Below are 22,202 nucleotides of genomic sequence, written 5' to 3' on the forward strand. Positions count from 1 at the left end.
CTGATCGGCAAAAGCGGCAGACGAAGGTGAGAGGAAAAGTGATCCTCCCAGCCCGGGGGAGCGACCTTTCGCTCAGGGCTGAGAGACCGCTTTCACACAGCGCCGGTGGTCTACCCCGGCAGCGTGGTTGCCCTCTTCACCGCTAGTGTGAAAATCACTAGAACGCAGTATTGTTCGGCCCAGAACGACCTGTTGCCCCCTAGTGGGGGCACAAAAATCTGGAATAATTCGATAATCTGCGTCATAGAGATCGGGTTCATCAGTCTCTTTGGGTAAGAAGGTTGTTTTCTCCAAAACCTTCACCCAATGGGACAAAGAGAGGCCCGGGAAATGGATCAGGGGGATGAGCGGAATCGTGGCTTCGAAGCTAACCACTTCGGACGAGCAGCTTCTGGCACAAGCGCGTACGGGGGTACAAAACGCTTTTGCCGAGCTCTGGAGTCGCCACTACCGCTCGGGTATATGTGTCGCTCGTCAGTACACGTCGATAGACGCGGATGATCTCGTGTCTGAGTCGTTCGCGCGTATTTACCAGCGTGTGCTGGCGGGTGGCGGCCCGCAGGGGGCATTTCGGCCCTACCTTTACACGACCATCCGCAACCTTGCGTCGACGTGGGGTGCCGCCTCACGCGAAGTGCAAGTGGAGGAGATCGCTGACTTTGAAGACCCCACAACTCTTGACGACCCCGTCTCGCTCGCGCTCGACCACACACTAACGGCACAAGCGTTCCGCGAACTTCCCGACCGTTGGCAGTCAGTGCTCTGGTACACCGAGGTTGAGGGCATGGATCCGCACGAGGTGGCGCCGATTCTCGGGATGAGCGCCAATAGTGTTGCCGCCCTTGCGTACCGTGCCCGCGAAGGACTGCGCAAGGCGTGGTTGCAGGCTCACATCAACGATGCCACCGCATCCGGCGAATGCCAGTGGGCAATGTCGAAGTTCGGCGAGCATGCTCGCCGAAGCCTAAGCAGCCGTGATTCGCGCCGGATCGCGGCTCATCTTGCGTCGTGTGCTCGCTGCGCCATCGTGTGTGAAGAGGTCGACGAAGTCGGGTCACGCCTCGCTCTCGTCATGATTCCCCTTCTGTTGGGTGGCGTCGCTGGAGGCGGCTTCCTCAGCGCGTTCGCGCAGAGTGGAGCCGCATCATTGACGGCAGCTGCTGCCCCGGCCATGCCCGCGGCCGTGCTCGCTGGTTCACACCTTGTCGGTGCTAGCGCCGTTGCCGCCGGAGGGGCAAGCGCAGGAGCGATCCCGGTGGCTGTCGCTGGCTCTCTCGCCGCCGTCGTGGCACTTACCGGCTCGTTCGTTCTTCTCGGCCCTCAGAACCCGGCGCCAGATAGCTCCCCAACGACAAGCGAGTCTCGCGAAGATTCGTCGAACACCAGCGATGTCGAGGCGGGAATCGCAGACAGCCGTGACAGCGAGCAATCTGACGCCGCGAACATTTCCGTCCCGGCTGTGCCCGCGATCGACCCCTCGAATGCCGATACTGTCGGCGATGCTGGGGCGAACAGCGGTACTGCCAACACGCCAGTCACAGATATTGTCGATGCGGTCGTTGGCACCGTCACCGGTGGCGCACCTCCCGCCGGCCACACTGCGCCAGGCGGAATCGTTGGGGCAGACATTGACCTCAACCTCGTCGGTACGGCCACCCCTGGCGCGCACCTCTCGCTTCAAGCCGCCGGTCTCGTCTATGCCACAACTACGGTCTCGAGCAACGGTACGTTCGCCCTTAACGTCACGGGAATTCCGGGTGGGCTTTCGTCGCTCGATCTGGTGCAAACTGTAGACCGCACGTATCTCGCGGGGATTGTCGGTGGTGGAGGGCTCCTCGGTGGCTTGCTCGGCAGTGTCGACGGGCTCATCAACGCCCTCATCAAGCCCCTGAACCTCTCCAGCGGATCGAACCAGGGTGTAAACATCCGGTTGCTGAGCTAACGCGGCATAAGTGATTCATCCCCACTTCGGGGGCAAATGGCATTTTTGCCGTCATAAGGCGCTGGCAACGCAGTCTCTTTAGTGGGTCACCCGAAGACCCCGTGTGTTCGTGCGCCGTGGGTGACGCCGAACATGCACAAATCGCCCCTGTCTCTACCTAGGTAGTGACAGGGGCGATCTTGTTTGAGCTGGTGCGTTGTTACGCGTGACCCTTGATGATTGCCTGCTTCACTTCAGCAATAGCCTGAGTGACTTGGATGCCGCGAGGGCAAGCGTCGGTGCAGTTGAAGGTAGTGCGGCAGCGCCACACTCCCTCTTTGTCGTTGAGGATGTCGAGACGAACGCCAGCGCCCTCGTCGCGCGAATCGAAAATGAAGCGGTGCGCATTAACGATGGCGGCAGGACCGAAGTACTGTCCGTCAGTCCAGAACACGGGGCAGCTCGACGTGCACGCGGCGCACAGAATGCACTTGGTGGTGTCGTCGAAACGTGCGCGCTCCACGGGGCTCTGCTTGCGCTCTTTGCCGCCCTTGACGGGACCAGCCATCAAGAAGGGGTTGACCTCCTTGAAGGAGTCGAAGAATGGCTCCATGTCGACGATCAAGTCCTTTTCGAGGGGAAGACCCTTGATGGCTTCGACGGTGATCGGCTTCGTAATGTCGAGATCTTTGATCAGGGTCTTGCAGGCCAGACGGTTACGGCTGTTGATGCGCATGGCATCCGAACCGCAAATGCCGTGCGCGCACGAGCGACGGAAGGTCAGCGACCCGTCAACTTCCCACTTGATCTTGTGCAGAGCATCAAGAACGCGGTCGGTTGCAAAGACCTCAAGGTCGAAATCCTCCCAGCGCGGCTCTTCATCGACCTCAGGATCGAAACGGCGGATGCGGAGCGTCACATTAAAGGTCGGGATGACCTCTGCTGCGGCAGGCTTCTTATCGGCGACGGCAGTGCTCATTAGTACTTTCTTTCCATCGGCGGGTAGTTAGTGATCACAACCGGCTTCCAGTCGAGTCGGATGTGGTCACCCGCCTCTTCTGATTCTGGGTCGCCGGTGAGGTACGCCATCGTGTGCACGAGGAAGTTCTCGTCGTCACGGTTGGGGTAGTCCTCACGCATGTGGCCGCCACGGCTTTCCTTGCGCGAACGTGCTGAGAACACGAGTACCTCGGCGAGGTCGAGCAAGAAGCCAAGCTCTACAGCCTCGAGCAGGTCGGTGTTGAACCGCTTGCCCTTGTCGTGCAGCTGGATGTTGCGGTAGCGAGCGCGCAGGCTCTGGATGAGGTTGGTTACCTCTTCGAGACTTTCATCGGTGCGGAAAATCTGCGCGTTGCGGTCCATCGAGACCTGCAATTCTTTACGAATCACCGCAATACGCTCGGTGCCATCGCCAGCACGAACCATGTCGAGAATGTTCTTCACACCGCCGGCAGGATTCTCGGGCAGCGGCACGAACTCAGCCGTCTTCACGTATTCAACGGCGGCCCTACCGGCACGCTTTCCGAAGACGTTGATGTCGAGCAGCGAGTTAGTTCCCAAACGGTTAGAACCGTGAACAGAAACACACGCACACTCGCCAGCGGCGTAGAGCCCCTTGACGACATCCGTGTTGTTGCGCAGCACTTCGGCCTGAACGTTGGTGGGAATACCACCCATCGCGTAGTGCGCGGTTGGTAGCACGGGAACGGGCTCGGTGTACGGCTCGACGCCCAGGTAGGTGCGAGCGAACTCGGTGATGTCTGGCAGTTTCTCGTCAATGACGGCTGGCTCGAGGTGAGTGATGTCGAGGAACAGGTAGTCCTTGTCAGGACCAGCTCCACGGCCTTCACGAATCTCGGTGGCCATCGAGCGCGCGACGATGTCACGCGGCGCGAGGTCCTTGAGTGTCGGCGTGTAGCGCTCCATGAAGCGCTCGCCTTCGGAGTTGCGCAGAATAGCGCCTTCTCCACGAGCTGCCTCTGAAAGCAGGATGCCGAGGCCAGCCAACCCGGTGGGGTGGAACTGGAAGAACTCCATGTCTTCAAGCGGAAGGCCCTTGCGCCAGATGATTCCGACGCCGTCACCGGTAAGGGTGTGAGCGTTGGATGTCGTCTTGAAGATCTTGCCGAATCCGCCGGTAGCAAAGATGGTGGCCTTCGACTGGAACACGTGGAGGTCACCGGTGGCGAGTTCATAAGCAACGACGCCAGCGGGCTCTTCAACGCCGTCGACCTCGGTCATGATGAGGTCGAGCACGTAGAACTCGTTGAAGAAGTTGATGCCGAGTTTGACGCAGTTTTGGTACAGGGTCTGGAGAATCATGTGACCTGTGCGGTCAGCGGCGTAGCAGGCGCGGCGAACAGGAGCCTTGCCGTGCTCGCGAGTGTGACCACCGAAGCGACGCTGGTCAATCTTGCCGTCTGCGGTGCGGTTGAACGGAAGACCCATGTTTTCAAGGTCAACTACCGCATCAATGGCCTCTTTAGCGAGGATCTCGGCAGCGTCCTGGTCAACGAGGTAGTCGCCGCCCTTGACGGTGTCGTAGGTGTGCCATTCCCAGTTGTCGTCTTCAACGTTGGCCAGCGCTGCGGCCATGCCGCCCTGGGCTGCACCGGTGTGCGAACGCGTGGGGTAGAGCTTGGAGATCACCGCAGTCTTAGCGTGCGGGCCGGCTTCAATTGCCGCGCGCATGCCAGCACCGCCGGCACCAACGATCACGATGTCGAACTGGTGGTAATGGACTCCATCGATGATGGTTCCGTCGGCGATATCGCCGGTATTAATCGTAGACAATTAGCGTCCCTCACAGATGCTGGAAAGCAGAGCTGGGTCAGCTCCGGCAGGGCAGGGATCGAAGGTGGTGATCACCAGGGTTCCCAAAAGGATCAGAATTGCCGTGGATGCGGCAATACCGATCAGAAGAATATTGCGCACCTTCGGGTTGGTGGCGTAGTCGTTGACAAGCGTGCGCATTCCGTTGCCACCGTGGATCAGCGCGAGCCACAGCATCAGGCCATCCCAGACGGCCCAGAACGGGTCAGAAAGCTTTCCGCCGACGAATGCGAAGTCGATGGCCTTGACACCTTCACCAGCAACGAGGTTGACGAAAAGGTGACCAAAGATGAGAACAATGAGCACAACGCCAGAGGCGCGCATGTAGATCCATCCCCATTTTTCCCAGTTAATTCCGCCGGTGCGGCGGCCACGGGTGGGCGTGCGGGGAGCTTCGATGAGACTCATGCTCAACCTCCGAAGACGTGCATTAGCTGGCGGGGGATGAATCCTGCAAGCAGAATCAGCCAGAGACCGATGACTACCCAGAACATTGCGCGCTGGTGCTTGGCGCCAAATGCCCAGAAGTCGATCAGGATGATGCGCAGGCCGTTGAAGGCATGGAAGGCGATGGCCGCAACCAGAGCGATCTCGCCAAGGCCCATCACGGGAGTCTTGTACGTCTCAATGACTTGGTTGTATGCCTCTGGACTCACGCGAACAAGCGCGGTGTCGAGAATGTGTACAAGGAGGAAGAAGTAGATAGCGACACCGGTAATACGGTGCAGCACCCACGACCACATGCCTTCGTTGCCCCGGTACAGCGTGCCGGCAGGCCTCTTGGGTGAGCGAATCTTAGACGGAGACTTCGGCTCCGCCACTAGGTTACTCGCCGACTTCTCTGGCACGAGGACCCTCCTTGCGGTGTGGGGTCGCGTCCACCGCGACCGATGATTGTCCGCACAGCGGACCTACCCAGTCTATTCCCGCTCAGAGGTCCCCGCTTCCCACCTCGACCTAAATAGCCAGAAATCCGGGATGTTTTCGCGAATTCGGGGAAAGTTAACGGGCAGCGATCGTTTCGTCGGTAGATTCTTTCGACAGTGACTCATTCACGGTGACGCCGTTGAGGTCTCGCGCCGCGAGCGATGCCCGGTACCACTCAATTTTCTGCGTTATCCCGGCCAAGTGCTGTTGCTGTTCGGCGAGTTCGCGCGTGACATTCTCGCGATGTTGCTCAAGCAATCGCATCCGCTCGACAGAGGTATCGTCGGGGCTTCGAACAAGATCGGCATAGTCGCGAATCGTACGAATCGGCATCCCTGTTCGCCGAAGGTGCCCGATGAACTCGACAGCCTTCACATCGATCTCGCGATAGCGGCGCTGCCCGTTCGAGAGTCGCGGCACGATCAGGATGCCCGCCTTCTCGTAATAGCGCAGGGTGTGATCGGTTACGCCAGTCACCTCAGCGACCTCACCAATGGTCAAGACTCGCTCCGTGTGGTCAGCCATCCTTGCACCTCTTCCTAGAGTGCACTCTAACCCACGCGTGCACGCTAACGAGCTGAAGAGGTAGGCACCGCCGCGATCGTCGTTTCGTAGTGCGCAACAAGTTCAGCGCACACCCCACCCCACGATTTGCCGAGAACGGTTCGGCGCCCTGCCTCCCCCATGCGGGCCCGAAGTGCGGGGTCGATCACCAAGGCCTCTATATAGGCACGAAGCTGGTCCTCATTGTCGGGGTCAAAGAGAAAGCCGTTCGTCCCGTGGTCCACCAGATCGATGGGGCCGCCAGCACGGGGCGCGACAACAGGCAGCCCAGCAGAGTGCGCCTCCTGAAGCGTCTGGCCAAAAGTCTCCTCGGTGCCCGTGTGCGCGAACACATCAAAAGCGGCATATGCCGTCGCGAGCTCTTCGCCGCCCAGCTTGCCCAACCACGTCACCGGGATGCCGGCAAGCTCCCTGCGAACAAAAGGCACCGACGATCCATCACCGACGATCGCCACGCGCACCCCGTTCAGGCCCCGAAGCGCTCGCAGGCGCTCCACCTGCTTTTCGGGAGCAACTCGGCCGACGTATCCCACAACCACTTCGCCGTTGGGAGAGAGCCGTTTGCGAAGTTTGGCAGTGGCGGGAGAGAGCTTCTTTGCGGGGTGATACATCGTGAGGTCGACGCCACGACCCCAGCGCTCAATTTTCGTAAGGCCGATGGAGCGCAGATCGGCCATCGCCGTGCTGCTGGGAGCGAGAGTCAACTGGGCGCCATCGTGGATCCAGCGCACAATGCGCCAGGCCAGTTTCGTGGCCGGGCCGAGGTGGTGGCGACGAGCGTAGCCAGCGACATCCGTCTGAAAGATCGCCACAGTGGCAATACCTAAGCGGTTAGCTGAAGAAATTGCTTGAGCCCCCAAGAGGAATGGAGCTGCCGCGTGCACGACGTCGGGCCGAAAATCAGAGATCAACTTGTGCACTAGCGGATTGGGCAGCCCAACCGGAAACTGGCGATAGGCCAGCGCGGGTACGGCATGCACCGCGAAGCCGGCATACTTCGCTGGTGCCCCGGCCGACGGGCAAATGATGATTGCCTCGTGGCCCTCAGCACTCAAATAATCGAGAACCTTCAGCACGCTATTGGTGACGCCATTGACCGTGGGAAGAAAACTCTCGCTAACAATGGCGACCCGCAAATTCAGCACCTCAATCGGTTGTCGTGAGGCTCACGCTAGGAGGCGCGCATAACGGGCGAGTTAACGGGTGCTGAAGTCTAAGGTGGAGGCATGAGCCCACATGAGGAACCGTTTGATAATTTCTACAGCGTTATCCCTGCCGGTGGCATTGGCTCGCGACTGTGGCCGCTATCGCGCGCGGATGCTCCCAAGTTCTTGCACGACCTCACCGGGTCGGGACAGACCCTTCTGCGCGACACCTGGGATCGTCTCGTTCCGCTCTCGGGAGCGAACAAAATCATGGTCGTCACGGGGCGGGCTCATCGTGCAGCCGTAGAAAAACAACTACCCGAACTGAGTGACCCGAACGTTGTTCTCGAAAGCGAACCGAAAGACTCCTCTGCGGCTATCGGTCTAGCGGCCGCGATTCTGCTCAAACGCGACCCCAACGTGATCATTGGGTCGTTCGCCGCTGATCACGTGATTCGCGACATCCGCGGATTCCGTCGCAGTGTGCGGGAATCAATTGCGGTGGCCAATGCTGGATTCATCGCCGCCATCGGAATCACGCCAACGGAGCCGGCAATTGGGTTCGGCTACATCCATTGCGGGGGTCCGCTAAAGATTGAGGGCGCACCGAGCGCCGTCTCTGTTATGTCTTTCGTCGAAAAGCCCAGCTTTGAGACCGCTCAAAACTATTTGGCCAGTGGCGACTACCTCTGGAACGGGGGAATGTTCATCTCCCGTGCAGATGTTCTGCTCGAACAACTCGGCAGGGCCGAACCTGAACTGCTCGCCGGATTGACCGAATTGGCTGAAGTCTGGGACACCCCAGAACGTGGCGCCGTAGTCGACCGTGTTTGGCCACGTCTCGCCAAGATCGCGATCGACTACACCGTCGCCGAACCTGCCGCTGCTGAGGGCCGTCTGGTTGTCGTCCCTGGCGACTTTGATTGGGACGATGTTGGCGACTTCGCCTCGATTGCCAAGTTGCACTCTGGCGGTCGCAAATCTGACCTCGCAATCCTCGGCGAGAATGCTCGCGTGCTGGCCGATAAATCGACCGGAGTGGTGATTAGCCAGACTGACCGGCTTATTTCCCTAATTGGGGTAAACGACATCGTCGTCGTCGACACTCCCGACGCGTTGCTGGTTACGACAACTGCAAACGCTCAGCGCGTCAAATCTGTGGTGGATGCTCTAAAAATCTCGGGCCGAAACGATGTCTTGTAACGTCCGCGTTCCGCGTTTGTAACCTTTCGGCTTCAGCGCTCATATTCGCACAATCATTTCGCTGATTTTTAGGTAGCGTAGGTGCACTATGTTTCGACAATTTCTGTCGGACAGCATCTTGGAGGACACCTTGAGAATCAGCACTCACGGCCGCGCACTCAGCGGCATGGCGCTCATTGCAACGAGCGCACTCGTACTCGCCGGCTGCTCAGCCGCACCCGAAGAAACTGAAGCAGGATCGGGCGAGACTCTCGACTTCCTTCCTTGCATGGTTTCTGACTCGGGCGGATTCGACGACAAGTCGTTCAACCAGCTCGGCTACGAAGGCCTCGAGACAGCGTCGAACGACCTCGGCGTTGACTTCAAGACCGTTCAGTCGACAAGCGAGGCAGATTACGCTCCGAACATCGAGAGCCTGATCGCTGAAGGTTGCGACCTGATCATCACCGTTGGTTTTGCACTCTCAGCCGCAACTGTTGAGTTCGCTACCGCTAACCCCGATGTCAACTTCGCGATCGTTGACGACGCTGCTGACACCGACTTCGATGGTGAAACAGACGCTGACAACATCAAGCCGATCCTCTTCGACACCGCCGGTGCTGCATTCCTCGCAGGCTACGCCGCAGCGAGCTACTCGAAGTCGGGCGTTGTTGGAACGTATGGCGGAATGAACTTCCCCACCGTTTCGATCTTCATGGATGGCGCAGCTCAGGGCGTTGACTACTTCAATGCCGAAAAGGGCACCGCAGTCACCGTTCGTGGCTGGGACCAGGCAGCACAGGATGGAACGTTTATCGGTAGCTTCGCTCCCGGAACCGACTCCCGTGCAGCAGCACAGAACCTGATCGATCAGGGTGCAGACGTACTGCTCCCCGTTGGTGGACCGATCTTCCAGAGCGCGGTTGAGGCAATTCGCGACTCCGGCAAGGACGTCGCCATGATCGGTGTTGACGCTGACCTTACCGAGACCGAGACCGCAGCAGCGGACTTGTTCCTCACCTCGATCCTCAAGCAGATCAGTGTTGCTGTTGAAGACGTTGTGAACGAGGCAGCCAGCGGATCGCTCGACACCACCCCCTACGTGGGAACGCTCGAGAACGGTGGAGTTGGTATTGCACCGTTCCACGACTTCGAGTCGAAGGTAGACGCTGGCCTCGAGGCTGAGCTCGTCACCGTCAAGGACGGCATCATCTCCGGTGACATCACCGTGAAGTCGTACCTTAACTAGTTAGACAACACTGAGGGGGCTGACCTGAGGGTCAGCCCCCTTCGTTTTTGGATTAGTCTTCTGAGGCTATTCTTGTGAAACCCGACGACGGCGATGACGCCGTAACAGCACTGAGGAGAGATTGTGAAGCTAGAGCTGCGAGGTATTACTAAGCGCTTCGGTGACCTGATCGCGAATGATCATATTGATCTCACGGTTGAAGAGGGCGAGATTCATTGCCTCCTCGGCGAGAATGGCGCCGGCAAGTCCACGTTGATGAATGTCCTCTACGGCCTGTATCAGGCAGAAGAGGGCGAGATTCTGATCGACGACGAAGTCCGTCATTTTGCGGGTCCCGGTGACGCAATGCGCTCCGGCATCGGTATGGTCCACCAACACTTCATGTTGATCCCCGTCTTTACTGTTGCTGAAAACGTGGCTCTCGGCCACGAAGAGGTCTACGGGCCGGGTCTTCTCAACTTAGAGGCCGCTCGTACCCTCGTGCGTGACATCTCAGCGCGCTTCGGTTTCGATATTGACCCAGACGCGCTCGTCGAAGATTTGCCCGTTGGCGTTCAGCAGCGGGTCGAAATCGTCAAGGCGCTCTCGCGCGAAGCGAAAATCCTTGTTTTCGATGAACCGACTGCCGTATTGACACCCCAAGAGACCGACGAGTTCATGGCCATCATGCGCCAGCTCAAAGCCGAGGGCACCTCCATTGTTTTCATCACGCACAAGTTGCGTGAGGTGCGGGAGGTAGCGGACCGCATCACCGTTATCCGCCTGGGCAAGGTTGTTGGCGAAGCTGATCCCAGCGCAGACAAAGAAGAACTGGCCTCTCTCATGGTCGGACGAGCGGTCGATCTCACAATCGATAAAGCTCCAGCTCAGCTCACCGACAACGCGCTCATTATCGACAAGCTGTCGATTGCTGACGAATTCGGCAACCGCGCCGTGAAAGAACTGAGTGTCACAGTGCAGGGCGGCGAGATTCTTGCGATCGCCGGGGTGCAGGGCAACGGCCAGACCGAGCTTGCCGAGGCGCTGCTGGGAATGCAGCCCCGAGCATCTGGTTCCATCCTGTTGAATGGCAAAGAGTTGCTGGGCCTCAACGCCCGCCAGATCCTCGATGAGGGTGTCGGCTATGTTCCCGAAGACCGCACTCTCGACGGGCTCGTTGGCGGATTCAGCATCGCCGAGAACCTGATGCTCGACCGCAGCGACGGAGCACCGTTCGTCAAGAACGCGACACTGCAGACCGCAGCGCTCAACGAATTTGCTGTTGAAAAGCTTGAGTCGTATGACATTCGCGCCCAGAGCATTCACGAAAGTGTTTCGCAGCTCTCCGGTGGTAACCAGCAGAAGGTTGTCTTGGCCCGCGAGCTGAGCCGCGAGTTGTCGCTGCTCGTTGTATCGCAGCCAACGCGAGGCCTCGACGTTGGGTCGATCGAGTTTGTCCACGAGCAGATCGTTGGCGTTCGTGATCGCGGTCTTCCCGTGATCGTGGTGTCGACTGAGCTCGATGAAGTTGTCTCCCTCGCTGACCGTATCGCGGTCATGTACAAGGGTCAGATTGTTGGAATCGTTCCTGCGGATACCCCGCGTGAACAACTCGGCCTCATGATGGCCGGCGAACGCACAACGGAGGAGGCAGCATGAGCGAGCCAACACCCCAGAAACCCGAAGATCAGAAGCCCGAAGCCGCGGCTCTGACCGAGAGCGCGGAAAACTCAGAGACGAATCAGGACACGGCGCGGTGGACGAACGCATTCCGCGAAATCGCCTCCGGTAATGCACTGCTCTCGTTGCTCGCCATCGTTCTGGCCATCCTGATCGGTGGAGTGCTTATCGCTCTCACCGACTCAGATGTTCAAGACGCTGCAGGCTATTTCTTCGCTCGCCCTGGAGACCTCTTTGCGGCGATCGGTAGTGCCGTCGGCGGCGCGTACCTTGCGCTATTCCAAGGGTCGGTTTACGACTTCCGTCGCGACGATTTCCTCTCAGCGATCAAGCCACTCACGCAGACTCTGGTCTTCGCGACACCGCTTATTGCCGCCGGTCTTGGCGTAGCGATCGCGTTCCGCGTTGGACTGTTCAACATCGGTGGCCGTGGCCAGATCATCGTCGGCGCCGCATTCGCCGGTTATGCCAGCTTTGCGTGGGATCTGCCGATCGTCTTGCACGTCATTGTTGCCGTCACGATGGGAATCATCGGTGGCGCGCTCTGGGGTGCCATTGCTGGTCTGTTGAAGGCTCGCACTGGCGCGCACGAGGTGATCGTGACGATCATGCTCAACTACGTCGCCTATTACCTGATCAGCTTCTTGCTACGCACTGACCTGCTCAAGAACCCTGGTTCAAATAACCCAAAGACGCCGCCAGCCGCAGATAATGCCATTCTGCCGCCACTGTTCGGCGATGGCTTCAAACTGCACTGGGGCTTCATCCTCGTTATCGGTGCCACAGTGTTGGCGTGGTGGTTGATCGAACGCTCGAGCCTCGGCTTCAAGTTCCGCGCAGTTGGCCTTAACCCGCATGCAGCTCGGGTTGCCGGCATCAAGGTCGAGCGCCTCTACATCTACGTCATGCTGATTGCCGGTGGCTACGCCGGTCTTGCAGCAAGCACCGAAGTTCTCGGAACGACCACTAGTGGGTTCACCTCGGGAGTAGACGCTGGTATCGGCTTCGATGCCATCACCGTTGCTCTTCTAGGCCGCTCGACACCGTGGGGCACGTTTGCTGCCGGAATCCTCTTCGGAGCATTCAAGGCTGGTGGCTTCACGATGCAGGCGTCGCAGAGCATCCCGATCGATATCGTTCTGGTTGTTCAGTCACTCATCGTTCTCTTTATCGCTGCGCCGCCGCTCGTGCGCGCTGTGTTCCGTCTGCCGCAACCCGGCGCCCGTGCAAAGAAGGTGGTTGGCTAATGACTTTCACCAAAATCTCAGAAGGAATGAGTCGGTCGGGTTCGACGATTGATCGTCGAAGCTGGAAGATGCCGATTGCGTTCGCGATTGTGTCTCTTATTTCAGGTGTGCTGTTTATCGGCTTTGCCGAGGACGCACCGACCGGATTCAACCTGTCAACGGGCACCGACCTGTTCCAGCTGCCGGTTATTCAATTGCCTGCATTGGCAACCGGTGTCGTCGTCACGATCTTGATGGCGCTGATTGCTGTCGGCTCGGCGTTCATGATTTCGCAGGATCGCAAGGTTCCGGTCTGGGTGCCGGCGCTGGGTGCGGTCTTCGCACTCACTGGATTCCTTACGTGGGCAGCTGCAGACGAAACGTTGCGTGTTCCGGAGCTTTTTGCCGGCGCACTCGTGCTTGCTGTACCGCTCATTTTCGGTGCTCTCGGCGGCGTGATTTCTGAACGAGTTGGTGTCGTTAACATCGCCATCGAAGCTCAGCTTCTGGCCGGCGCATTCGTTTCGGCGGTTGTGGGTACGATCACTGCTTCGCCGATGATGGGCCTGTTGTCGGCGGCTGTTGCCGGAATGCTCGTGTCGTTCTTGCTATCGGTGTTCGCTATCAAGTACCTCGTCAACCAGATCATCGTTGGTGTTGTCATCAACGTGCTGGTCTCTGGTCTCACGGGATTCTTGTATTCGCAGTGGCTCGTCGAGAGCCCAGAGCAGCTGAACAATCCCGAGGGCTTCTCGGCGATCTCAATTCCGTTCCTGAGCGGCATTCCGCTCATCGGGCCCGTGCTCTTCCAACAGACGCTCATTGTCTACCTGCTGTACATCATCGTGGCCGTTGTCGCCTTTGCGATGTACCGCACTCGGTGGGGTCTCCGCTTGCGCGCTGTTGGCGAGCACCCGAAGGCCGCCGACACCGTGGGCATCAACGTGACGCGCACCCGCTTCTGGAACGTCGCGCTCGCCGGCGCTATTGCCGGTCTCGGTGGTGCCTTCATCACCTTGAGCCAGACAGGTCAATTCGGTAAAGACGTCACCGCTGGTGCCGGCTTTATCGCTCTCGCTGCAGTGATCTTCGGTCGCTGGGACCCGATCAAGGCAACGCTCGCCGCGCTGCTCTTCGGATTCGCCAGCAACCTACAGAACGCTTTGAGCGTTGTTGGTTCGCCGGTGCCGAGCGAGTTCATGCTCATGCTGCCCTACGTGGTCACCATCATCGCCGTCGCCGGTCTGGTCGGAAAGTCCAGGCCGCCAGCAGCATCCGGCACACCGTATATAAAGGGGTAACGCTATGACGATCGAGCCGCAATCAATCGATTGGGATGCGCTGAGGCTCGTCGCCACAGATGCCCTCAGTCACGCCTACGTTCCCTATTCGAAGTTTCCGGTCGGCGTCGCCGCCATTGTCGACGACGGCCGGATAATTTCGGGAGCGAACGTAGAGAACGCTTCGTACGGCCTCACGCTGTGTGCGGAGTGCACCATGGTCTCTGCTCTGCACATGACGGGCGGCGGCAAACTTGTTGCTTTCACCTGCGTGGATGGCAAAGGCAACGCTCTTATGCCGTGTGGCCGCTGCCGCCAGTTGCTGTTTGAGCACTCTGCCGAAGGCATGCTGCTCGAAACAGTTTCTGGCATCAAAACGATTGACGAAGTGATTCCCGACGCGTTCGGGCCACGCACCCTTGAGGAGTACCGCAGTGAATAACAGTGCACCAGCAGGCATCGAGCGTTTCGACGCTGTAGACCTCATCCACACCAAGCGTGACAAGGGCGTGCTCAGCACTGACCAGATCAACTGGCTCGTGGATGCGTACACTCGCGGCTATGTCGGCGATGAGCAGATGGCTGCCATGACGATGGCGATCTTCATCAACGGCATGGAGCGCGAAGAAATTCGCGACCTCACTCTAGCGATGATCGCTAGCGGTGAGACTCTCAGCTTTGAGGGCCTCGGAAAGCCCACCACCGACAAGCACTCCACTGGTGGCGTCGGCGACAAAATCACGCTCCCACTTGCACCTCTGGTTGCTTCGTTCGGTGTTGCTGTGCCGCAGCTTTCTGGCCGCGGCTTGGGCCACACCGGCGGCACCCTCGACAAGCTTGAGAGCATCCCGGGCTGGCGTGCCGAGATCAGCAACGAAGAGTTCTACGCTCAACTTCGCGGCGTTGGTGGAGTGATCTGTGCTGCGGGTTCTGGTCTCGCTCCGGCGGACAAGAAGTTGTATGCCCTGCGCGACATCACCGGAACTGTTGAAGCCATTCCGCTGATCGCATCCTCGATCATGAGCAAGAAAATTGCCGAAGGAACTTCTGCTCTCGTGCTCGATGTGAAGTTCGGGTCTGGTGCGTTCATGAAGGATGCCGCCCGCAGCCGCGAGCTTGCCGAGACGATGGTTCGCCTGGGTAAAGACGCCGGAGTCAAGACTGTTGCGCTGCTCACCAACATGAACGTTCCCTTGGGGCTCACCATTGGAAACGCCAACGAGGTGCGCGAATCTGTCGAGGTTCTCGCCGGCGGTGGACCCGCCGATGTGCGTGAGCTCACTATTGCTCTTGCACGCGAAATGCTCGCGCAGGTCGGTCACGAAGATGCCGATGTTGAGGCCGCTCTCGACAACGGTCAGGCAATGGATGCGTGGCGCGGCATGATCTCCGCTCAGGGTGGAGACCCGGATGCTGCACTGCCACAGCCCAAGGAAAGCCACGTCGTGCTCGCTGAGCGCGATGGTGTTCTCGTGGAACAGGAAGCGTTGCCGTTCGGCGTTGCCGCATGGCGTTTGGGCGCCGGTCGTGCGCGTAAACAAGACCCCGTTCAGCACGCCGCGGGAATCGACCTGCACGCGAAGCCCGGAGATACTGTTCGCAAGGGCGAGCCGCTCTTCACGATGCACGCCGATGAGCCTGCCCGGTTCGAGCGTGCGCTCGAATCACTGGAGGGCGCGTACCGCATCGGTGATGCGGGTGAGACCGTGCACGACGGCGGACCACTCATTGCTGGGCGCATCGACTAGAACTGACTGCTTGAGCTAGAGCGCTAGTTCTCGCGGATACAAGGCTGAGCAGAGTGCCTCATTCGCTGACGTAACATTGTGCAAATGACGTCAGCGGATGAGGCCCCTTCGCGTGCCGACAAAGCACGAAGCGATTCGGGGAACGCACAAGCTTCTCCGAGCGATTCCGAGATCGAGCACCGCACCAAATGGCGCGCCTTCTGGGTGTGCGTCGTTGTGGCAGCGATCACCATCCTTGACCTGTCCAAGGTCAACGTAGCCCTGCCTTCTATCGAGGACGCGCTAGGGGCAAGCTCCACGCAGCTGCAACTTATTGTTTCCGGTTACGTTCTTACCTTTGGGCTCGTGCTGGTGCCCGCCGGTCGCCTCGGTGATCAACGCTCCCGCAAAGCTCTCTTTCTCATTGGGCTGACGGTTTTCACGATAGCCAGCATTGCGTGCGCGCTCGCGCCCAACGCCACGGTGTTGCTGCTCTTTCGTTTGTTGCAGGGCGTCGCCGCCGGCATCCAAATGCCTCAGGTTATAGGGCTCATTCAGCAGCTCTTCCGCGGCCCAGAGCGCGGTCGGGCCTTTGGGCTGTTCGGCGCAATGATCGGTGTCGCGACCGCTTTCGGCCCCACGCTTGGCGGGCTCATGATTGCGATTGGTGGTGCCCAAGACGGCTGGCGGTACATCTTCTGGATGAACGTTCCCCTCGGCATCCTCGCTCTAATTCTGGCGTGGCGCATTCTGCCGGCAACCTCCGCAGCAAAGTACGCGCGCCTAGATCTCGACCCCGTCGGCATCACCATTTTCGGGGTCACAGTGTTGGCGCTGATGTGGCCATTCCTATTGACGACCGGAGCGCCAACGGACGACCCCAAGCGGTGGTGGCTGTTGGCACTGTTTGTGCTCGCTGCCGCAGCCTTCGTGGCGTGGGAACGGCGATATGCCGCCGGCGGGCGTGCGCCACTGGTGCCACTGAAACTGTTCCGGGTCAGTTCATTCCGTAACGGCACACTGCTCGCCACCGTCTATTTCGCCGCGATGCCGGCGATGTTCTTGCTGACCACCCTGTATTTGCAGTTGGGCTTGGGGCTAGAGCCCGTCTTTGCCGGAATGGTGACAATTGGCTTTGCGCTGACAAGTGCGCTCGGGTCGTGGCGGGGCGGAATTCTTGTCGAACGCTATGGCCGGTCGCTAGTTGTTGTCGGGCTTTCGATTCTGCTCCTCGGCTTGGGCGTTCTCATGGCGGCAGCGATCCTCACCCCTCCCGCGATCACTCCGTTCGTCATGGCAGCGGCACTGCTCATCGGGGGCACCGGGGGAGGGCTAGTTATCTCGCCTAACCAGACGCTGACCCTGCACGACATCCCACCGCTAGAGGGAGGTCTGGCGGGCTCCGTCGGCCAACTCGGCCAACGCATTGGCACCGCGATCGGTACGGCGGTGGCCCTGTCGCTGTTCTACTCAACGCTCTACAACGAGCGCAAGAGCAGCGAAAGCACCATCGAGCTCTACCACCACGCTTACGGCACCGGCATGATCGCAACAACAGCGTTCTTCTCGATTGCCATGGTTATCGGCATTGTCGACCTGCGCGCACGCAAGCGCCGGGCGCGATTACTCGCCAACGCCTAAGCGCGACTGTCGCCCCGCACCTAACCCTAGAGTTGCGGATCTCCGATGCGCTCGAGCGCATCGACAACCATTCCCCAAAACTTGGGATGGTCGAGGTTGCGCGCAACCTGCGTTGTGCAGTCGGCGGGAGCCGGGGCGCGAAAATCTGCCACCGTCATGCCGAGGGTGATTGTTCCGGTGAGTTCGACATCCAATGGCACTTTGATGACCTGCATGACGGTCGGGTCGATCACGAATGCCACGGCGCACGGGTCGTGAACGGGGGGATGATCGAAGCCCTGAGCATCGCGGTACGTCTCGCTGAAGAACTCCAGCAGTTCTCCCACGAAGCGTGCAGGGCCGGTGCCGACAGCGGCGATAGCAGCGGCAACCTCGTCGGTGGCGAGTGCTTCGTGCGTGAGGTCGAGGCCAACCATCGTGAGCGGCCAGCACTCGTTGAAGACGATGTGGGCGGCTTCGGGGTCGATGACGATGTTGAACTCGCTCGTGGCGCTCCAATTGCCAACGTTGACGCCACCACCCATGAGCACGACTTGCTTGACGCGCTCGGCGATGCGGGGTTCTTTACGTACGGCGAGGGCAATGTTGGTGAGGGCGCCGGTCGGTACGAGAGTTACGGTGCCGGGTTCGTGGGCCATGACAGTGTCGATGATGAAGTCGACGGCGTGCCGAGCATCCAACTCAATCGTGGGTTCGGGAAGTACGGGACCATCGAGGCCGGATTCGCCGTGGATGGATTCAGCAACTTCGATCTGGCGAACGAGGGGGCGGTGTGCTCCGCGGGCGAACGGCACATCGGTGATGCCGGCGACCCTGGCGATGGCCAGCGCGTTGCGGGTGACCTTCTCAATGGTTTGGTTGCCCATCACTGTCGTGACTCCCAGTAGTTCAATATCGGGGTTGCCGTGAGCGAGCAACAGCGCAATCGCGTCGTCGTGTCCGGGGTCGCAATCGAGAATAATCTTTTCAGCCATTCGAAAAGCATATATGAAAGCGATCTTCATATCTGTAGAGTGGCTCCATGAGCAGTGAACTAGTTACCGGTGCCGCGGCCCGCCTCAACTGGATTCGATCCCGGATGACACTTCTCGCAGAGGTGCGGGCACAGTTCGCCGTGACCCAGCCATTCGCTGGCCGTCGAATCGGCATGTCAATGCACATCGAACCCAAGACCGCAGTGCTGCTCGAGACGCTGGCAGCTGGAGGCGCCGAGATCGTCGCCACCGGCAACCATGGCTCGACTCAAGACGACATTGCGGCCTACCTGCGTGATCAAGGCATGACAATCTACGGCGCGCGCGACGATAGCGAAGAGCAGCACGATGCTTACGTCTGGAAGGTCGTCGAGGCCAAACCAGACATTCTGCTCGACAATGGTGCCGGGCTTGTGGCCAGACTTGCCGAGCTGGGGCACGCGAATCACGTGGCCGGGGGAACCGAAGAAACCGCCTCGGGTAGTTACCGACTGCGAGCAGAATTAGCTGATCATGTGACGTTTCCCGTGATCGTCATCGACGACAATCCGCTGACCGTGATCAACGAAAACAAGCACGGCGCCGGTCAGTCCGTCGTCGAGAGCTTCATGCGCATTACCAATCTCATGGTGTCGGGGCGACGATTCGTCGTTGCTGGTTACGGCTGGTGCGGTCGTGGCGTCGCCCACTACCTGCGCGCGCTCGGCGGCAAAGTCGCCGTGGTAGAAATCGACGAGATCAAAGCGCTAGAGGCTGCGCTCGATGGCTACCGCGTGGGTAACATGTTCGACTTGGCTAACTGGGGCGAAGTATTCATCACGGCAACGGGGCATCCACAAATTCTCGGTACCGACTTCTTTGACGTGGTGGCCGATGGCGCCATGCTCGTTAACTGCGGCCACTTCGATTGGGAAATCGACGTGCTCGCGCTGCGCGACCTCGCGATCGCGAGCACCGTTATCGACACCGCCATCGAGCGCGTCGACTTGCCCCGAAACCGCCACATCACCCTGTTGGCAGACGGACGCATGATCAACCTCGCCGGTCGCGAGCCCAAAGGCAACTCGATTGAATCCATGGATCTCGGGTTCTTGCTTCAAGCCCTATCGCTCGAACGCATCGCTACCGCAGCGTCAACGCTCGTGGTTGGAGCGCAACCAGTTCCCGACAGCATCAACCGGGACGCTGCCCGCCGGATGCTCGCCGCGATGAAAGCCGATCGCTAGTGGCCACGACGCCCGAATACACGGTTCCCGCTCTCGATAAGGGGCTCGATATTCTCGAACTGCTTGCCGATAGCTCGGGCCCCCTGAGTCAATCGGAAATTGCCGACTCAACCGGGCGTAGCATTGGCCAGATCTTTCGCGTGCTCGCGACGTTGGAGCGCCGAGGTTACGTGTTCCGCGACAAGCAATCGGGGCTCTATACGCTCGCGATGAAACTGTTCGAACTAGCCCATCGGCATCCGCCCCTTCGTGGGCTTGTCAGCGTCGCGCTGCCGATTATGCAGCAACTCGCTAATCAGGCACGCCAATCGTGCAACTTAGCTGCGCTCGACGGAACCGAAGTGCGCGTGCTCGCTCAGGTGGAGTCGCCAGCCGACTTCGGGTTTCGAGTGCGCGTTGGCGCGGCCTTTGACATTGCCACCACCGCCACCGGCGCCACGCTTGCTGGGGCGGCACCAGGGCGCGAGAACTCCGTCGTGCGGGCAGACACGCTGCATCCGGGAATCACTGACATCGTCGCCCCGGTCTTTGGCACCGATTCGAGCGTGGTGGCCGCTCTGACGGTGCCCTATGTCGCGAGCACCTTCAGCGAAGTCGATGTCGACCGAGTGCAAGAACTTGCGACCGCCGCGGCGAAAGAAATCTCCAATCTGCTTCGAGGGGCAGCATTTACAGGATCTTAACCTCATCCAGCTAAACCACAGGGGGCTTTCAGAGATTGGCACGGTAGATTTGACGTCATGAACGCCGCTGTTGAGAATTTTCTGATGCCCGGAGGCAGCGCAAGCATTACTGCGCTACCCAAAGTCTCTTTGCACGATCACCTTGATGGCGGATTGCGACCCCAGACGATCATCGAAATGTCGGACAGCATCGGTTATGGCCTGCCCGAGACTGATCCTGCGAAACTCACGACCTGGTTTGCCGAGAACGCCGACTCTGGCTCGCTCGTCGACTACCTCAAAACTTTCGATGTCACCATCGCTGTTATGCAGTCTGCAGAAAACCTGAAGCGCGTCGCTCGGGAATTCGTAGAAGACCTTGCCGACGACGGGGTAATTTATGGCGAGATTCGTTGGGCGCCCGAACAGCACCTGCAACAGGGGCTCGACCTCGACGCGGCGGTAAGCGCCGTGCAAGAGGGCCTCGAAGAAGGTGTTGACGCTGTTCGTGCGGGCGGCCGCAGCATTCGTGTTGGTCAGTTGTTAGCCTCGATGCGCCAGACCGATCGCGGAACCGAAATCGCCGAGTTGGCGATTCGTCACCGTGATCGCGGAGTGCTCGGTTTCGACATTGCCGGCCCAGAAGCCGGTTTCCCCGCTAGCCGCATGCGCGGAGCCTTCGACGTGCTGGCCCACAACTACCTCCCCGCTACCGTGCACGCGGGCGAAGCGGCCGGTCTCGACAGTATCCGCAGTGCGCTCTTCGACGGCCGAGCCCTTCGACTTGGTCACGGGGTGCGCCTTGCCGAAGACATCACGATCGCACGCGAAGACGACGAGAACACCTACGTCTCGCTCGGCGATCTGGCACAGTGGGTCAAGGACCGCGAGATCGCTCTCGAGCTGAGCCCCTCATCGAACCTGCAGACGGGTGCCATCGAGCAGTGGGGCGACGAACTCGTCGATCACCCTTTCGACCTGCTTTACCAGCTCGGATTCCGCGTCACCGTCAATACCGACAACCGGCTGATGAGCGCCACAACGCTCAGTCGCGAGCTCTTCTTGCTGTCTGAAGCGTTTGGGTACGACCTCACGGATCTCGAGGTCTTTCAGATCAACGCCGCAGCGGCAGCCTTCTTGCCTATCGAAGAACGCGAAGAGCTAGCCGAAGCCATCAGCGACGGTTTTGAGAGAGCATAGCGATGCCGCTTCCTCCTCTTCCCGAATCTGCGATCGACATTGGCGCTTTTGCCGCTGACTGGCGAGCCGCGGTGTCACTTTCTGGTGATGCTTTGGTGCGCTCCGGTGCGGCAAAGCCTGGCTATGCCGGTGAGATGATCCGGATGATCGAAAACTTCGGCCCCTACGTCGTGATCGCGCCAGGGCTCGCCTTGGCGCATGCTCGCCCGGGTCCTGAGGTTATTGCCAACGGGCTCTCCGTCGTGACGCTGAGCGAGCCAGTGCGATTCGGCCATGCCCACAACGATCCGGTACGTGTGGTGCTGGGGCTCGCGATTGCTGAGTCCGGGGCACACCTTGCCGCTGTCGCCGCAGTCGCCAACATCTTCAACGATTCTTCCGCGATTGGTCAGATTGCCGAAGCGACCTCGGCAGCAGAAGTTCAACAAATTATGGGGGTAATTCCGTCATGAAAATTGTGACCATTTGCGGTGCCGGAATCGGCAGCTCCGGCGTACTTAAAGTGAACGCCGAACGTGCACTTCGAGCACTCGACCTCGAAGCGACCGTCGTGGCCGCCGATGTCAGCACAGTGAAAGTTGTCGCGGCCGACGCGCAAATCATTCTGACGACGCAAGAGTTCGTCGAAGCCATCGGCAAGACCAACGCCGATATCATCGTGGTCGTCAACCTCTTCGACACCTCGGAGTTGAAGCAAAAACTTGAGAGCGCCCTCGGCTGATGCTCGCACGCCTCAGTGTTGGGGTGCGCAACTGCACACGGGGTCACGAGAGCCAGCGGCCGACGA

The 22,202-nt window shown here is 59.6% G+C and carries 21 protein-coding genes; 14 read left to right on the forward strand and 7 right to left on the reverse strand.

Annotation, left to right across the window (positions count from 1 at the left end; all coding sequences use genetic code 11):
• The first annotated feature begins 343 nt into the window (after positions 1 to 343).
• On the forward strand, positions 344 to 1,942 hold the full coding sequence (locus ON14_RS12870) for a sigma-70 family RNA polymerase sigma factor (protein WP_010205705.1): 1,599 nt from the start codon (positions 344 to 346) through the stop codon (positions 1,940 to 1,942).
• 199 nt (positions 1,943 to 2,141) lie between these two features.
• On the opposite strand, the gene ON14_RS12875 is transcribed toward ON14_RS12870, so the two are convergent.
• The 6 genes from ON14_RS12875 to ON14_RS12900 form a co-directional block, all read right to left on the reverse strand.
• Positions 2,142 to 2,900 carry a succinate dehydrogenase iron-sulfur subunit gene (locus tag ON14_RS12875; protein ID WP_010205706.1) on the reverse strand — a complete coding sequence of 253 codons (759 nt, stop codon included), beginning with the start codon at positions 2,898 to 2,900 and terminating at the stop codon, positions 2,142 to 2,144.
• A complete protein-coding gene (sdhA, locus tag ON14_RS12880) occupies positions 2,900 to 4,714 on the reverse strand; it encodes a succinate dehydrogenase flavoprotein subunit (RefSeq protein ID WP_010205707.1) in 1,815 nt (604 codons plus the stop codon). The genes ON14_RS12875 and sdhA overlap by 1 nt, the downstream gene beginning before the upstream one ends.
• On the reverse strand, positions 4,715 to 5,161 hold the full coding sequence (locus ON14_RS12885; RefSeq protein WP_010205708.1) for a succinate dehydrogenase hydrophobic membrane anchor subunit: 447 nt from the start codon (positions 5,159 to 5,161) through the stop codon (positions 4,715 to 4,717).
• Between the two features lie 2 nt (positions 5,162 to 5,163).
• Positions 5,164 to 5,601, reverse strand: coding sequence for a succinate dehydrogenase, cytochrome b556 subunit (sdhC, locus tag ON14_RS12890; RefSeq protein WP_010205709.1), 438 nt, complete (start codon positions 5,599 to 5,601; stop codon positions 5,164 to 5,166).
• Positions 5,602 to 5,755: 154 nt separating this feature from the next.
• Positions 5,756 to 6,205, reverse strand: coding sequence for a MerR family transcriptional regulator (locus tag ON14_RS12895; protein ID WP_010205710.1), 450 nt, complete (start codon positions 6,203 to 6,205; stop codon positions 5,756 to 5,758).
• A 44-nt stretch (positions 6,206 to 6,249) separates the two neighbouring features.
• Complete coding sequence (locus ON14_RS12900) at positions 6,250 to 7,380, reverse strand: glycosyltransferase family 4 protein (RefSeq protein ID WP_010205712.1); 1,131 nt, start codon at positions 7,378 to 7,380, stop codon at positions 6,250 to 6,252.
• A 90-nt stretch (positions 7,381 to 7,470) separates the two neighbouring features.
• Here ON14_RS12900 and ON14_RS12905 point away from each other — a divergent pair, with 90 nt between their 5' ends.
• The 8 genes from ON14_RS12905 (at position 7,471) to ON14_RS12940 (ending at position 17,353) form a co-directional block, all read left to right on the forward strand.
• Positions 7,471 to 8,592: a mannose-1-phosphate guanylyltransferase gene (locus tag ON14_RS12905; RefSeq protein ID WP_010205713.1), complete on the forward strand. Its 1,122-nt coding sequence runs from the start codon at positions 7,471 to 7,473 to the stop codon at positions 8,590 to 8,592.
• A gap of 88 nt (positions 8,593 to 8,680) precedes the next feature.
• Positions 8,681 to 9,820, forward strand: coding sequence for a BMP family lipoprotein (locus ON14_RS12910; RefSeq protein ID WP_010205714.1), 1,140 nt, complete (start codon positions 8,681 to 8,683; stop codon positions 9,818 to 9,820).
• A 123-nt stretch (positions 9,821 to 9,943) separates the two neighbouring features.
• Positions 9,944 to 11,458, forward strand: coding sequence for an ABC transporter ATP-binding protein (locus tag ON14_RS12915; protein WP_010205715.1), 1,515 nt, complete (start codon positions 9,944 to 9,946; stop codon positions 11,456 to 11,458).
• The gene (locus ON14_RS12920) at positions 11,455 to 12,726 is read left to right on the forward strand and encodes an ABC transporter permease (protein ID WP_010205716.1); all 1,272 of its coding nucleotides are present in this window, start codon (positions 11,455 to 11,457) and stop codon (positions 12,724 to 12,726) included. Before ON14_RS12915 ends, ON14_RS12920 begins: the two co-directional genes overlap by 4 nt.
• A complete protein-coding gene (locus ON14_RS12925; protein WP_010205717.1) occupies positions 12,726 to 14,006 on the forward strand; it encodes an ABC transporter permease in 1,281 nt (426 codons plus the stop codon). Before ON14_RS12920 ends, ON14_RS12925 begins: the two co-directional genes overlap by 1 nt.
• A 4-nt stretch (positions 14,007 to 14,010) precedes the next feature.
• Positions 14,011 to 14,427 carry a cytidine deaminase gene (locus tag ON14_RS12930; protein ID WP_010205718.1) on the forward strand — a complete coding sequence of 139 codons (417 nt, stop codon included), beginning with the start codon at positions 14,011 to 14,013 and terminating at the stop codon, positions 14,425 to 14,427.
• Positions 14,420 to 15,733, forward strand: coding sequence for a thymidine phosphorylase (locus ON14_RS12935; RefSeq protein ID WP_010205720.1), 1,314 nt, complete (start codon positions 14,420 to 14,422; stop codon positions 15,731 to 15,733). Before ON14_RS12930 ends, ON14_RS12935 begins: the two co-directional genes overlap by 8 nt.
• 84 nt (positions 15,734 to 15,817) lie before the next feature.
• On the forward strand, positions 15,818 to 17,353 hold the full coding sequence (locus ON14_RS12940; RefSeq protein WP_010205721.1) for an MFS transporter: 1,536 nt from the start codon (positions 15,818 to 15,820) through the stop codon (positions 17,351 to 17,353).
• Positions 17,354 to 17,379: 26 nt separating this feature from the next.
• Here ON14_RS12940 and uriH read toward each other — a convergent pair whose 3' ends face one another.
• A complete protein-coding gene (uriH, locus tag ON14_RS12945; protein ID WP_010205722.1) occupies positions 17,380 to 18,327 on the reverse strand; it encodes a uridine-preferring nucleoside hydrolase UriH in 948 nt (315 codons plus the stop codon).
• Between the two features lie 47 nt (positions 18,328 to 18,374).
• Between uriH and ON14_RS12950 the strand changes: the two genes are divergently transcribed.
• From ON14_RS12950 to ON14_RS12970, 5 genes are read left to right on the forward strand one after another with little or no spacing between them, the layout of a single operon-like run.
• A complete protein-coding gene (locus tag ON14_RS12950; protein WP_010205723.1) occupies positions 18,375 to 19,553 on the forward strand; it encodes an adenosylhomocysteinase in 1,179 nt (392 codons plus the stop codon).
• Positions 19,553 to 20,236, forward strand: coding sequence for an IclR family transcriptional regulator (locus ON14_RS12955; protein WP_010205724.1), 684 nt, complete (start codon positions 19,553 to 19,555; stop codon positions 20,234 to 20,236). Before ON14_RS12950 ends, ON14_RS12955 begins: the two co-directional genes overlap by 1 nt.
• 57 nt (positions 20,237 to 20,293) lie before the next feature.
• Positions 20,294 to 21,415 carry an adenosine deaminase gene (locus ON14_RS12960; RefSeq protein ID WP_010205725.1) on the forward strand — a complete coding sequence of 374 codons (1,122 nt, stop codon included), beginning with the start codon at positions 20,294 to 20,296 and terminating at the stop codon, positions 21,413 to 21,415.
• 2 nt (positions 21,416 to 21,417) lie between these two features.
• Entirely contained in the window at positions 21,418 to 21,867 is a 450-nt protein-coding gene (locus ON14_RS12965) for a PTS sugar transporter subunit IIA (RefSeq protein WP_010205726.1), read from the forward strand.
• Positions 21,864 to 22,136 (forward strand): PTS sugar transporter subunit IIB, encoded by a 273-nt coding sequence (locus ON14_RS12970; RefSeq protein ID WP_010205728.1) that lies wholly within the window; start codon positions 21,864 to 21,866, stop codon positions 22,134 to 22,136. Before ON14_RS12965 ends, ON14_RS12970 begins: the two co-directional genes overlap by 4 nt.
• Positions 22,137 to 22,202: the final 66 nt, after the last annotated feature.

The organism is Salinibacterium sp. PAMC 21357, from assembly GCF_000247645.1.
Taxonomy (GTDB): Bacteria; Actinomycetota; Actinomycetes; order Actinomycetales; family Microbacteriaceae; genus Rhodoglobus.